The sequence below is a fragment of the Cyanobium sp. WAJ14-Wanaka genome (genome assembly GCF_024345375.1).
Lineage (GTDB): Bacteria > Cyanobacteriota > Cyanobacteriia > PCC-6307 > Cyanobiaceae > Cyanobium_A.
Genome location: NZ_JAGQAZ010000001.1, coordinates 1,090,709 through 1,102,725, shown reverse-complemented (window position 1 = coordinate 1,102,725; position 12,017 = coordinate 1,090,709). Strand labels below are relative to the sequence as shown.

Annotated in this window: 14 protein-coding genes; 7 read left to right on the top strand and 7 right to left on the bottom strand. The window is 62.8% G+C overall.

Annotated features, from left to right (window positions below; all coding sequences use genetic code 11):
• Nucleotides 1-24 precede the first annotated feature (24 nt).
• From fabZ to msrA, 4 genes are read left to right on the top strand one after another with little or no spacing between them, the layout of a single operon-like run.
• Nucleotides 25-486: a 3-hydroxyacyl-ACP dehydratase FabZ gene (gene fabZ, locus KBY49_RS06200; protein ID WP_254933848.1), complete on the top strand. Its 462-nt coding sequence runs from the start codon at nucleotides 25-27 to the stop codon at nucleotides 484-486.
• Between the two features lie 3 nt (nucleotides 487-489).
• The gene (gene lpxA, locus KBY49_RS06195) at nucleotides 490-1,296 is read left to right on the top strand and encodes an acyl-ACP--UDP-N-acetylglucosamine O-acyltransferase (RefSeq protein WP_254933847.1); all 807 of its coding nucleotides are present in this window, start codon (nucleotides 490-492) and stop codon (nucleotides 1,294-1,296) included.
• Nucleotides 1,296-2,486, top strand: coding sequence for a lipid-A-disaccharide synthase (gene lpxB / locus KBY49_RS06190; RefSeq protein WP_254933846.1), 1,191 nt, complete (start codon nucleotides 1,296-1,298; stop codon nucleotides 2,484-2,486). Before lpxA ends, lpxB begins: the two co-directional genes overlap by 1 nt.
• Nucleotides 2,483-3,118: a peptide-methionine (S)-S-oxide reductase MsrA gene (gene msrA / locus KBY49_RS06185; RefSeq protein ID WP_396099475.1), complete on the top strand. Its 636-nt coding sequence runs from the start codon at nucleotides 2,483-2,485 to the stop codon at nucleotides 3,116-3,118. Before lpxB ends, msrA begins: the two co-directional genes overlap by 4 nt.
• Nucleotides 3,119-3,152: 34 nt before the next feature.
• On the opposite strand, the gene KBY49_RS06180 is transcribed toward msrA, so the two are convergent.
• The 5 genes from KBY49_RS06180 to KBY49_RS06160 are packed head-to-tail and all read right to left on the bottom strand — an operon-like array spanning nucleotide 3,153 to nucleotide 7,056.
• Nucleotides 3,153-3,407, bottom strand: coding sequence for a hypothetical protein (locus KBY49_RS06180; protein WP_254933845.1), 255 nt, complete (start codon nucleotides 3,405-3,407; stop codon nucleotides 3,153-3,155).
• A gap of 34 nt (nucleotides 3,408-3,441) precedes the next feature.
• On the bottom strand, nucleotides 3,442-4,959 hold the full coding sequence (locus KBY49_RS06175; RefSeq protein ID WP_254933844.1) for a leucyl aminopeptidase: 1,518 nt from the start codon (nucleotides 4,957-4,959) through the stop codon (nucleotides 3,442-3,444).
• A 26-nt stretch (nucleotides 4,960-4,985) separates the two neighbouring features.
• On the bottom strand, nucleotides 4,986-5,612 hold the full coding sequence (locus tag KBY49_RS06170) for a GIY-YIG nuclease family protein (protein ID WP_254933843.1): 627 nt from the start codon (nucleotides 5,610-5,612) through the stop codon (nucleotides 4,986-4,988).
• Complete coding sequence (locus KBY49_RS06165; RefSeq protein ID WP_254933842.1) at nucleotides 5,612-6,295, bottom strand: hypothetical protein; 684 nt, start codon at nucleotides 6,293-6,295, stop codon at nucleotides 5,612-5,614. The genes KBY49_RS06170 and KBY49_RS06165 overlap by 1 nt, the downstream gene beginning before the upstream one ends.
• An 11-nt stretch (nucleotides 6,296-6,306) precedes the next feature.
• The gene (locus KBY49_RS06160) at nucleotides 6,307-7,056 is read right to left on the bottom strand and encodes a response regulator transcription factor (protein WP_254933841.1); all 750 of its coding nucleotides are present in this window, start codon (nucleotides 7,054-7,056) and stop codon (nucleotides 6,307-6,309) included.
• An 82-nt stretch (nucleotides 7,057-7,138) separates the two neighbouring features.
• Here KBY49_RS06160 and KBY49_RS06155 point away from each other — a divergent pair, with 82 nt between their 5' ends.
• Genes KBY49_RS06155 through pyrF form a run of 3 tightly spaced genes read left to right on the top strand, consistent with a single transcriptional unit; the run spans nucleotide 7,139 to nucleotide 9,491 of the window.
• Nucleotides 7,139-7,453, top strand: a complete 315-nt coding sequence (locus KBY49_RS06155; RefSeq protein ID WP_254933840.1) for a DUF1825 family protein — start codon at nucleotides 7,139-7,141, stop codon at nucleotides 7,451-7,453.
• Nucleotides 7,454-7,488: 35 nt separating this feature from the next.
• Nucleotides 7,489-8,739 carry a tyrosine--tRNA ligase gene (tyrS, locus tag KBY49_RS06150; protein WP_254933839.1) on the top strand — a complete coding sequence of 417 codons (1,251 nt, stop codon included), beginning with the start codon at nucleotides 7,489-7,491 and terminating at the stop codon, nucleotides 8,737-8,739.
• Nucleotides 8,739-9,491 (top strand): orotidine-5'-phosphate decarboxylase, encoded by a 753-nt coding sequence (gene pyrF, locus KBY49_RS06145; protein WP_254933838.1) that lies wholly within the window; start codon nucleotides 8,739-8,741, stop codon nucleotides 9,489-9,491. Before tyrS ends, pyrF begins: the two co-directional genes overlap by 1 nt.
• Here pyrF and KBY49_RS06140 read toward each other — a convergent pair.
• Nucleotides 9,421-10,629, bottom strand: a complete 1,209-nt coding sequence (locus KBY49_RS06140) for a glycosyltransferase family 4 protein (protein ID WP_254934048.1) — start codon at nucleotides 10,627-10,629, stop codon at nucleotides 9,421-9,423. The two genes, pyrF and KBY49_RS06140, sit on opposite strands and share 71 nt — an antisense overlap.
• Nucleotides 10,630-10,656: 27 nt before the next feature.
• Nucleotides 10,657-11,994: an MFS transporter gene (locus tag KBY49_RS06135; RefSeq protein ID WP_254933837.1), complete on the bottom strand. Its 1,338-nt coding sequence runs from the start codon at nucleotides 11,992-11,994 to the stop codon at nucleotides 10,657-10,659.
• Nucleotides 11,995-12,017 lie beyond the last annotated feature (23 nt).

Here is a 12,017-nt window from a genome sequence, read left to right as displayed (position 1 = left end):
CACGCTCCCCTGCCCCATAAATCCTTGTCTGAGCCAGAAACCGCAACCTCTTTAGTTGTGCTCAGTGCCGAGCAGATTCAGGGTCTATTGCCCCACCGCTATCCCTTTGCCCTGGTGGATCGGGTGATTGAGCACGACCCTGGCAAGAGGGCGGTGGCCATCAAGAATGTCACCATTAACGAGCCCCAATTCCAGGGGCATTTCCCCGGGCGCCCCTTGATGCCAGGCGTATTGATTGTGGAGGCGATGGCCCAGGTGGGCGGCCTGATCGTTACCCAGATGCCAGATCTCCCGAAGGGGCTGTTTGTATTTGCGGGCATTGATGGGGTGCGCTTTCGCCGGCCCGTGGTGCCTGGAGACCAGCTATTGATCACCTGCGAATTGCTGAGTCTCAAGCGCCAGCGCTTTGGCAAGGTGAAGGCCGAAGCAACGGTGGATGGCCAACTGGCCTGTTCCGGTGAATTGATGTTCTCCTTGGTGGCGTGAGCGATGGCGACCTCCATCCATCCCACCGCTGTTGTTGATCCCAAGGCCCAATTGGGTGAAGGGGTTCGGGTAGGCCCCTATGCGGTTATTGGTGCCGATGTGGTGATCGGTGCGGCCAGCACGATTGGCCCCCATGTGGTGCTGGATGGTCGGGTGCGCATGGGGGAGCGCAACCACATTTTTCCCGGTGCCTGCATCGGCCTTGAACCCCAGGACCTCAAATACTCAGGTGACCCCACCGCCGTGGTGATGGGGGATGACAACACGATCCGGGAGTGCGTAACCATCAACCGTGCCACCACCGGCGAACAGGAAACGCGGCTGGGTAATGGCAACTTGCTGATGGCCTACAGCCACCTGGGCCACAACTGTGAGCTGGGCGATCGAATAGTGATTGCCAATGGGGTGGCCGTGGCCGGCCATGTGGTGGTGGGCGACCGGGCCGTGATTGGCGGAGTGCTGGGCATCCACCAGTTCGTCCATATCGGCACCCTGGCGATGGTGGGTGGCATGAGTCGGATTGAGCGGGATGTGCCCCCCTTCACCATGGTTGAGGGCCATCCCTCGCGGGTGCGGGCGCTCAACAAGATCGGCCTCCAGCGCAGTGGCCTGGCCGAGGCCAATGCGGGCCAGCAGTTGACTGAACTCAAGCGCACCTGGAACCTGATTTATCGAGAGGGTGTGCCCCTGGCCCAGGCCCTCGAAAGGTTGCGCAGCCAATCCCTGGGCGGCGCGGCTGAACAGCTGGTGGCCTTCCTGGAGGCCTCCCTGGCCCCCTCTAGGAGGGGGCCCATCCCCGGGGCGCGTTGATGCTGCGCCTTTTGGTTAGTACCGGTGAGGTTTCCGGGGATCTCCAGGGATCCCTGTTGGTGAAGGCCCTGTATCAAGAGGCCCAGCGCCGCGGATTGCAGTTAGAGGTGGTGGCCCTGGGTGGTGAGCGGATGGAAAGGGCAGGGGCTGTCCTGTTGGCCAACACCACCCGGATGGGGGCGATTGGTCTGCTCGAGGCCATCCCTTTTGTGCTGCCCACCCTGAAGCTGCAGCGCCGTCTCAAGCGTTGGTTCAAGGGAGAGCCCCCCGATGGGGTTGTCTTGATCGATTACATGGGCCCCAACGTGAGCCTTGGCCTGAGGCTGAAGCGCAAATTCCCCCAAGTGCCCGTCACCTATTACATCGCTCCCCAGGAGTGGGCCTTCAAATTTGGCTCCAAGGGCCGCAGCAACCTGATCAGTTTCACCAATCAAATCCTGGCGATCTTCGAACAGGAGGCCCGTTTTTACCGCTGCCGTGGCGCCAACGTCACCTATGTGGGCCACCCCCTGCTGGACACGATCGGCGAGCTGCCAACAAAGACCGATGCCCGGCGGCAGCTGGGCCTGGCCGTTGATGCCCCAGTGCTGCTACTGATGCCCGCCTCTAGGCGCCAGGAGTTGCGCTACATGCTTCCCAAAATTGCCGCTGCGGCCGCTTCCCTGCAGCGCCAGGATCCCAACCTGCAGGTGGTGGTTTCCACCGGTTTGCCTGGGTTTGAAAGTCACCTGGCTAGGCACCTGGATCAGCTGGGCGTCAGGGCCCTAATCATTCCGGCCGCCGATTCCGATCGACTTAAACCAGCCCTCTGTGCTGCCGCTGATGTGGCGATTGCCAAGTCGGGCACCGTCAATTTGGAGTTGGCCCTGCGCGGTGTGCCCCAGGTGGTGGTCTATCGGGTTAGTCGGGTGACGGCTTTCCTGGCACGCCATATCCTGCGCTTCAACGTGCCCCACATCTCTCCGGTCAATTTGGTGCTGGGGGAGCGCCTGGTGCCAGAGCTGCTGCAGGAAGGCCTAACGGTCAAAGCGATCCTCCAGCAGGCTTTTCCCCTGCTTGCAGCTGATTCGGCCCCTCGCCAGAAGATGCTCGTTGGCTACGGACGCCTGCGCAGTGAGTTGGGCGAACCTGGGGTTACCCAGCGGGCGGCAAGGGCGATCCTGGATCAGGTACTGGAGGTTTCGCTTTGAAGGCAAATTGGCGCATTGCCCACGGTTTGTTCAGCTTTTTTCTTGCCCTGTTTTGGCTGGCACCGCTGGCCTATGCAGCACCTCCTACCCAGGAGGCGGTGCTGGCTGGGGGCTGTTTTTGGTGTTTAGAGCACGATTTGGGAAAACTGCCCGGGGTGGTTAAGGCCGAAAGCGGCTACAGCGGCGGCAGCTTGGCCAATCCCACCTATCAGCAGGTATCTGGAGAGGGAACGGGTCATCAGGAGGCAGTCTTGGTGCGTTTTGATCCCAAGCGCATCAGCTACCCCGCCCTACTGCGCAGCTACTGGCGCAATGTGGACCCCCTTGATGGCAAGGGACAGTTCTGTGATCGCGGTGATTCATACCGGCCGGTGATCTTTTTCAATTCACCCCAGCAGCGCGCCGCCGCCGAGGCGAGCCTGAAGGCAGCGGCGGCGGAATTGAAGAGGCCTGAGGCGGCGATCCGCGTTGAGATCAAGCCCCTGCAGCGCTTTTGGCTAGGGGAGGGCTACCACCAGAACTATGCCGATCGCAACAGCGTCAAATACAACTATTACCGCTGGGCCTGCGGTCGGGACCGCCGCCTGGATTCCCTTTGGGGAAACAAGGCCCGCACAGGAGCCGCCTGGTAACTGGGCTTATTGATTGCCCAGTAGGCCCATAGGTTTAATTGCGGCCCGGATAGCCCCGCAGCAGACCGCTCTCGATCATCAGGCCCACGCCGGCGTTGATCAGGATCAAACCAAGGGTTCCGTACCAAAACCAGGGCCCTGGGTTGGCCAAGGTTTCGATTTTTCCCGAGGCAGCTAAAACCTGAATGCCCTTGCGGATCACCGCTTCGCCAAACAGGCACAGGCCCGCCGGCAACAGCAAAACCCCCAATTGGGCTTTGACATACCAGCGGATCTTCTGAACGGCCATGGGATTTCAGATGGGGAGGTAGGTGGCTTTAAACCTAGGTGGCTGCCCCCTGGCAGACCCAATGCACCAGGGTGCGCACGCCAAAACCTGTGGCCCCAGCGGGATCCATGCCCCTGCCCTTGTCGCTCCAGGCGGTGCCGGCGATATCCAGGTGGGCCCAGGGCAGGTTGGGGCTGACGAAGTCCTGAAGGAACAGGGCTGCAGTGATCGAGCCACCGGGCCTGGGTCCGGTGTTTTTCATGTCTGCAATGGAGCTCTTAAGGCCCTGTTTGTAGGAGGGCCTGAGGGGCATGCGCCAGAGCGGCTCGCCGCTGCTGTCGCCGGCGCCAAGCAGGGCAGCCGCCAACCCATCGCTACTCGACCACAGCCCAGCAATCTCTTCGCCGAGGGCAATTAGGCAGGCACCCGTAAGGGTTGCCAGGTCCACAACCGCATCGAGATCGAGCTTGCAGGCGTAAACAAGGGCATCGGCCAGGGTGAGCCGCCCTTCCGCATCGGTGTTGTTGATCTCGATCGTTTTGCCGTTGGAGGCGGTCAGGATGTCGCCGGGGTGCATGGCGCCGCCACTGACCATGTTTTCGCAGGAGGCCACGATGAAGTGCACCTCCACGCCTTCCGGCTGGAGCTGGCCAATGGCCCTCGCCGCCCCCAATACGGCGCCACTGCCGCCCATGTCGAACTTCATCATTTCGATCTGGGAGCCGGCAGTTTTGAGGTTGTAGCCGCCTGAATCGAAGGTGAGCCCTTTGCCCACCAGGGCCACCCTGCGGCTGGAGCCCCCCTGGGGCCTGTAGGTGAGATGGATGAACTTGGGTGGCAGATCGGATCCCTGGGTCACTCCAAGAAAGGCACCCATGCCTAGGGCCTGGCAGTCGGCCCGCTCAAGCACCTGGTACTGGAGACCAAAATCTTGGGCGATCTGCGAGGCGGTATCGGCGAGGTGCTGGGGGGTGGCCACATTGGGGGGAGCGGCCACCAATTCCCTGGCCAGCTCCACCCCGGAGCAGATGGCATCGACGGCCTCCAGGGCCCGGTTGATCTCCTTGAGGTCACCGCCTAGGCCGAGCAGGCACACCTCGCTGGGCAAATTGGGGGCTTCACTTTCACTTTTGAAGCGCTGGTCTTGAAAGAGGCTCAAACGCACGGCCTCGGCCATGGCCTGACCAGCGGCTTCAGCAGGTATTTCACCGGTTGGTAGGGCCAGGCCCAGCTGGCCCACTCCCGCCGCCACGGCGGCCTTGGCGCCGGCTGCGCCGGCCTGGCGCAGACGATCAAGATCCCATTGGTCTTCGTTGCCGAGGCCCACCAGGATCAGGGTTTGGGGTTTTGCCCCCAGGCGCTCGATGCAGATCGATGCGCCGGGCTTTGCCTTGAAGCGGCGTTGCTCTAGCCGTTCCAGGAGTTCGGGCCCAAATCTCTGGACAAGGGCTTGATGGGTTGTGGCCTGGTGGCCCAGGGCCTTTGCTTCAGCGAATAACCCCACCACCAGTCCGTCGCCTTCCCAGCTGGCAATGGCATTGCCGAGGTCCTGGGGCAGGCAACGAAACTGCATGAATGGGGATGCAAACGGTCCTTAATTTAGGAGCCCGTTTTGGTTTCGGCGGTGAAGGGGGTGCTCCAGCGACCGCGGGTTTCCTTGTTGAAAGGTGGGAGCCAGCGCTGGATCAGGGCCTGTTCCAGGCAGCGGCGGGGCTTGATGGTTTCCGGTACATCAAGCCAAAAACGAATGCTCAGCTGGCAACGGAGATCGGCTTTTTGGAGGGCCTCCTGATAGGCCGCTAAATAGCTTTTGCAGTCGTGCTCGCCTTTCCAGCGCTGGTCGGCCTTGGCGGTTTCACCCACGTAGAGCAGCAGGGCTGGGGCTGGGTAGGCCGTGGCTGGGCCTGAATCTGGGCGATCGATCACGAAGTACAGGGCGGCACCCTGCTGGGGCGCCTGGGGCCAGCGCCAGAAGGAGAGGGCCTGGGGTTGGAGGCCTAGGGGGCTAAAGCTGCTGGCCAGGTGCGTCGCATCACCTGGACCAGGCTCAAAAAGCAGACCTTGGCCGCTGCTGGGTGCTGCTTCCCCCGCAAAAAGCGGGCCTTGGTGGGCCAGCAGGCGCTCTTGCCAGCTGAGCAATTGGTGCCGCAGTAGGGGCAGGTCCCCAGGGATTTGAACCGGCTGCAGGGTGTCTGCAGCGGCAAATAGATCGCCCTGGATAGCCATTAACCCCTGGCCTTGGGCGGTGCCAGGGGCAGGGCCGGCCCCCCCTTGTGGGGGCTCGCTGCAGCCGGGCCAAAGCGCACCCGGCCAATCCACTGTTCCACCAATGCCGCAGGCAGCTGGAGCCGGTGCTGGAGATCGGCTAAATCCTGGAAGGGTTCCCTGGCCCTTTCCCAGATCAGCCTTTGGGTCCGCTCCTGGGAGAGCCCGAGGCCAATGAGCTCTGGCGATCTGGCGTGGTTCAAATTGACCCGAGGGGGCTGGGCTGGGCTGCTTGGTGGTTCGCCATACCAACGGAAATCCAAAACCGGTAACCAGCCTTCGATTTTGGCGCTGGGCAATTCCAAGGCCCGCTCCAGATCTTCGGCTCCCGTTAGCTGCACGCCGCCCTGTTGTAGGCGCAATAAAAGATCCACCTGGTCTGGGCCGATGCCGGGCAGGCGTAGCCAATCGGCGGCGGTGGCTCGGTTCACGTCTAGGCGCCAACCCAGGGCTCCGGCGTGGCGGACCTCTTCGGCGCTGCCTAGGCGCAGGGCTGGGTTTTGGCGCAACTTCAGGGCCAGCAGCTCCCTCTCCACATCCCCATCTTTATCCCCATCTTTGTTGATTGCTCCAGTCGGATCGGTTGCTCCCGCCGCCAGGAGCAACCTGCGGGCTAAGGGATCCAGCCAGGGGCGTTGGGCCATCTCTACACAACCTAGCGAGGCCAATCCATCTCAGGCCAGTCGATCAGCCCCCAGCGCAGACCAATTACGGCGGCTTGGGTGCGGTCCTGGGCCTGGAGCTTGCGCATCACGTTGCTGAGGTGGGTCTTGACTGTGTCGGCTGAGATGTAGAGCTCTGAGCCGATCTTGCTGTTGCCCTTGCCCTTGGCCACCAGGGCAAGCACCTCCAACTCCCGGGCCGTGAGCGGTTCGATCGGCGCGCCATGTTCGTGGCCGCGACGGAAGATCTCCTGCAGGCTTTTGTCGATAAAAATGCCGCCGCCGCCCACGGCGTTGAGGGCGGCCACCCCCATACCCAGGCCCAGCTTCGATTCCAGCAAAATGCCATCGCAGCAGGCATCTATCGCGGCCTTGATCTGGTGTTGACGCTGCTCCTGGCAGATCAGCAGGATGGTGTGCATCTGCGGCCAACGGCCCTTTATCCGCTGCACCAGCGAAATGCCATTGCCCTGCTCCAGGCGGTCGCTGAGCAGCACCATCTGGGGCTGATGGGTCTCCACCAGCTGGAGTGCTTCCGCTTCGGTGGTGGCAGCTCCCACCACCGAGGCATGGTTGGCGGTCCAGCCGAGAAATGCCACCAGGAGGGCCCTGCTGCCAAAGCACGCCACGATTCGGACGTCCTTCAACAGCAGGTTGGCCTGGTCGTTATTGCGGCAAACCTGGTCGATTAGGGGTGTTAAATCCAGGGGTGGCGGGCAATTAGTGGCCCCATTTTTGCCCACTTGCCGCCCATACGTGGATCCGCACTATGCAGACCTGGCGCCTGTCTCCAAAATTGATTGATCACGGCCCTGGCCCTGGACGATGGCGTTCTTCGAATCCGAAATTGTTCAAGATGAGGCCAAGCGCCTTTTTGTTGATTACCAGCAGCTGATGGAGCTGGGTGGCGAGTACGCCAGGTTTGATCGGGAGGGCAAAAAGCTCTACATCGAGAGAATGGAAGAAATGATGGAGCGCTATCGGGTGTTCATGAAGCGTTTTGAGCTCTCGGAAGACTTCCAGGCAAAGTTGACCATTGAGCAGTTGCGCACCCAGTTGGGCCAGTTTGGACTCACTCCTGAAACGATGTTTGGGCAGATGAACCAAACCCTCGAGCGCATGAAGGGCGAGCTTGATTGATGGCAGCAGCAGATTGGTCAACGGGAGCTGGGGCCATGCCGGAAGCTTTGGCCAGGGGTGTGGCCGATCTTTTCCCCTGTGGAGCGGCGGCTGGGTCGGCCAGCGATGGTGATCAACAATTGGCCGCGAGGCTCCAGGAAGCTGCCAGCGAGGGCCGGCCCCTGCGGATCAAGCTCGGCATTGACCCCACCGGCACGGATATTCACCTGGGGCACTCAATCCTGTTTCGCAAGTTGCGGGCCTTCCAAGATGAGGGCCATACGGCGGTTTTGATCCTGGGCGATTTCACCGCCCGCATCGGTGATCCCACGGGCAAGAGCGCCACCAGGGTGCAGCTCAGCGCTGCCGAGGTGGAGGCCAACGCCGAAACCTATCTGCAGCAGCTGGGCCAGGGTCAGGACCCTGCCCATGCCCTACTTGATTTTGAGACCCCCGGTCGACTGGAGGTAAGGCGCAACAGCGACTGGCTTTCGGGTTTGGATCTGCCTGAGGTGATTGAGCTGCTGGGCACCACCACCGTGGGCCAGATGCTGGCGAAAGAAGATTTTGCTAACCGCTACGGCTCGGGCACGCCGATTTCCTTGCACGAGTTTCTATACCCCCTCTTGCAGGGCTACGACTCAGTGGCAATTAGCGCCGATCTGGAGCTGGGCGGCACCGACCAGAAGTTCAACGTGGCCATGGGCCGCGATCTGCAGCGTCACTTCGGCCAGCGACCCCAATTTGCGATGCTCCTGCCGATCCTGCCGGGCCTTGATGGGGTCCAGAAGATGAGCAAAAGCCTGGGCAACACCGTGGGCCTAGCCGAAGACCCGCTCTCGATGTATTCGAAGCTTGAGAAGGTGCCCGATGCGGTGCTCTCCGACTACATCACCCTGCTCACCAACTTGGATTTGGCTGGCTTGCCCGCCAATCCCCGGGAGCGCCAGAAGGCCCTGGCCCTTGAAATCACTGGCCAGCGCCATGGACTGGCTGCCGCCCAGGCGGCCCAGGCCGATGCGGCCAAGCTGGTGGGGGGAGCGGCTGGCGTGGGTGCGGCCGATGCAGATGTGCCCGAGGCCTCTATGGACGGGGTGAATTTCCCGGCCAAGGCCTTTTACTTGCTCAGTGCCATTGGCATCTGCTCCGGCAGTAGCGATGCCCGCCGCCAGATCCAGGGCGGTGGGGTCAAGCTCGACGGGATCAAGCTGGCCGACCCGAATCAGGAGTTCGCTGCGGCAACTGAGCTGGAGGGCAAGGTGCTGCAAATCGGCAAGAAAATTTTCCGGCGCCTGGTGGCGAGCTGATGGCGCCCTTAGCTGCTCCCTTTGCGGCTGCCGATCCGGCCGAAAGGATCATCGTGGCCCTCGATGGCATGGATCCCGAGCAGGCCCTCGCTTTTGCCGTTGGCTTGCCAAAGCTGCGTTGGGTCAAGGTGGGCCTGGAGCTGTACGCAGCCGGCGGACCGGTGGTGGTGCAACAGCTGCATGACCAGGGCAAGCAGGTATTCCTCGATCTCAAGTTCCACGACATCCCGGCCACCATGGCCGGCGCCTGCCGCAGCGCGGCCCGCCTGGGCGCCCAGCTGATCACCGTGCATGCCTGCGCCGGCAGCGAGGCCCTGCGGGCTGCCCAGGAGTCGGCCCAGGAGTCGGCAGGGGCCGCAGGCTTGCCCGCGCCGACGCTCTTGGCGGTGACGGTGCTCACCAGCTGGGATCCGGCCCGTTTTGCCGCTGAATTGAAGATCACTGAGCCATTGGCCAACTACGTGCCCCAGCTGGCCCAGCTGGCTGCCCAGGCGGGCATTGGCGGCTGTGTGTGCTCTCCCCTGGAGGTGGCTCAGCTGCGGGCCGACCACCCCGTGCCCTTCCACCTAGTGACCCCAGGCATACGCCCCGCCGGTGTGGCCCTTGGGGACCAGCAGCGGGTGCTGACCCCCGCCCAGGCGATTTCAGCTGGTTCCAGCCAGTTGGTGATTGGCCGGCCGATCACCGCTGCCCCAGACCCGGCAGCGGCCTTTGCGGCCTGTTGTGCTGAGGTGGGGGCAGCTCTAGCTTGAGGCGGGGCGCCAGCTCGGCATAGAGCCTCTCCAGCTGGTCGATGTTGCCCTCCAGGGTGTAGCGCTCCAGGGCCCGGGTGCGGGCCTGCCGCCCCAATTCGGCCGTGAGTACGGGTTGGTCGCGTAGCACCGGCAGCAGGGTGCGCAATTGGGTGGTGACGCCCTGGGTGCTGATCACGATGCCGGCTCCCCCCTCTAGTACCTCGCCATCGGCACCGGCATCGGTGGCCACGCAGGCGGTGCCGGAGGCCATGGCTTCCAGTAGCGCCAACGACAGCCCCTCCACCAGGGAGGGGAGCAGGAATACCTCCGCCAGCTGCTGGAGGGCCACGCGCATTTCCAGGCGGGGTTCATAGCCCCACCAGACCACATCGTTCTCTTCCGTTGAGGTCTGCAGGGCGCTGCGCAGGGGGCCGTCCCCCACGATTAACAGCACGCAACCGGCAGGCCGCACCAGACGCCAGGCCTTGAGCAGGGCCTCCACATTTTTTTCGGTGGCTACCCGGCCCATGTAGAGAAATACCCGCCGGCCTGCAAAGCGCCTGCGCAGGTCGGCCAGATCTGGGCTGATGGCCGTTGGGATGGCTGGTTTCCAAGTTCCCACATCCACGCCGTTGGGGATTACGGCCAGGCGGTCGGATCGCAGGCCCAAGCGCATCAACAGCTCAGCCTGGAGTTCGGAGAACACAATCACCCGATCAAACTTGGCCAGGGCCGGCGCATAGAGCTGGTAGGTGAGCTGCTGGGTGCCGGCGGTGATGTTGCGCAGGCTGGCGTCAAAGGCTGGGTGGAAGGTGGCCACCAGCGGCAGCCCCAGTTGTTGGCATAGGTCTGGTAGGCGGAAATCCAGGGGTGAGAGGGTCAGGCTGGCGTGCACCAGATCGGGCCGCAGTCGCTCCAGTGACTCCCTCAGCTCCCGCTGGGCCCCCGGGGAGGGGATTGTGTACACCTGGGATTTGACCAGGTAAGGCAGGGAAACATCGGGCCCGCCGCCGCTGCTCATGGTGCCGGCGGGCGTGTCGAAATGGATAAAGCTGATTCCATGCCCGCGACTGCGCAGGGCGTGGGTGGTGCTGAGGCCGTAGGTGACGTTGCCGCAGAAGGGGGATTTCTTGCCTAGCCAGGCAATGTGGGCCACCAGGGCTGAAGCATCCGGCATCTCAAGCTAACAGCGCCGCCAGGGTCGCTCCATGAGGGCCGCCCCTAGGGCAATTGCCGCCAGCACCCAGAGCACCGGCATCAGGCCATAGCGGCTCACCACGGTGCCGGCGAGCACCAGGGGCAGGCTCAAGGCGATATTGATCAGGTTGTTTTGGAGGCCAAAAACCTTGCCCCGCATCGCTTCTGGGGTGTCTTCCTGGATCGTGGTTTGGGCTGGGATGGCCAGCAGGGCAGCACCTATGCCAAGCACGGCGCAAAGGCCCAGGGTGAACCACAAATTGCCGCGCAATTGCCCCAACAAAACCAGGCTGAAGGCAATTGTGCCAAGGCCAGCTGAGGCCAGACTGCGCCGGTTGATGCCATTGCCCAGCTGGGCCACCGCCACGGCTCCCACTGCCAGGCCCACGCCGCTCATCGCCAGCAAGGTGCCGAATTGGGTGGGCCCCAGGCCCTTGATGGCGGAAGCCAGGCTGATTGCCAGCACATAGAGGGCCGCCAGCAGGCTGTAGAGCAGCACCAGCTGGACCATGGCACTGCGCACACTGGCCCGCTCCTTGAGCACCTGCAGACCATCGCCAATTTCCTGCCAGATGCTGTCGCTGCTCTCGCTGCGCGCTGGTTCCTGGACGTGGATTCGGGCGATGAATAGGGCTGCCAGGCCGTAGCAGAGGGGCAGCAATACGAATTCGCCGTCGTGGATGCCAACCCCATTGAGCAGCCTTTGCAGTAGGCGCAGGATTGGATCGCCCAGGGCAAAGCCAACGATCGTGGCCCCCATGCTGGTGGCTTGATAGAGGGAATTGGCCGCCAGGAGCTGGGGCTGGGGCACCAGCATCGGGATGGCGGCCTGTTCAGCAGGGGCAAAAAACTGGGTGAGTACCGATTCCAGGAAGGTGATCAGCAGGAGGGCCCAATAGCCCCAACTCAATCCCAGCCAGATGGGTCCCTCCACCAGACAAAGGGGGACCAATAGGACCAGGCCGGCCCGCAGGGCGTTGGAGGCCACCATCACCTCCCGCTTGCGCCAGCGATCGGCCCACACCCCTGCCACCAGGCCCAGCACCATCGCCGGAATTGTGTTGGCCACATAGATGCCTGTGGCCAGCAGGGTGATCAGTTGGGCCCGGCTATCGATGTTGAATTTGAAGGCGTCGGCGGCCTCGGCAAGGGCTCCGCCCGTGGGGGGTGCAGTGCCCACCCAGTACTGGGCGATCAGGAACACCATCAAGACGATGTAGAACTTGTCGGCCAACTGGCTGAAGATCTGTCCAAGCCAGAGCTTTCGAAATTCAGGTAGGGCTAAGACGCCCGCTATTCCCACGGTGACTTTGGGGCCGCTCAATCGGGGTGATCCATCACGATCTG

What these genes read in the sequence shown, in the direction of transcription:
- lpxA (WP_254933847.1), top strand. Translation starts at nt 490, where the DNA reads ATGGCGACCTCCATCCATCCCACCGCTGTTGTTGATCCCAAGGCCCAA.
- lpxB (WP_254933846.1), top strand. Translation starts at nt 1,296, where the DNA reads ATGCTGCGCCTTTTGGTTAGTACCGGTGAGGTTTCCGGGGATCTCCAG.
- KBY49_RS06180 (WP_254933845.1), bottom strand. Translation starts at nt 3,407, where the DNA reads ATGGCCGTTCAGAAGATCCGCTGGTATGTCAAAGCCCAATTGGGGGTT.
- KBY49_RS06175 (WP_254933844.1), bottom strand. Translation starts at nt 4,959, where the DNA reads ATGCAGTTTCGTTGCCTGCCCCAGGACCTCGGCAATGCCATTGCCAGC.
- KBY49_RS06170 (WP_254933843.1), bottom strand. Translation starts at nt 5,612, where the DNA reads ATGGCTATCCAGGGCGATCTATTTGCCGCTGCAGACACCCTGCAGCCG.
- KBY49_RS06165 (WP_254933842.1), bottom strand. Translation starts at nt 6,295, where the DNA reads ATGGCCCAACGCCCCTGGCTGGATCCCTTAGCCCGCAGGTTGCTCCTG.
- KBY49_RS06155 (WP_254933840.1), top strand. Translation starts at nt 7,139, where the DNA reads ATGGCGTTCTTCGAATCCGAAATTGTTCAAGATGAGGCCAAGCGCCTT.
- tyrS (WP_254933839.1), top strand. Translation starts at nt 7,489, where the DNA reads ATGCCGGAAGCTTTGGCCAGGGGTGTGGCCGATCTTTTCCCCTGTGGA.
- pyrF (WP_254933838.1), top strand. Translation starts at nt 8,739, where the DNA reads ATGGCGCCCTTAGCTGCTCCCTTTGCGGCTGCCGATCCGGCCGAAAGG.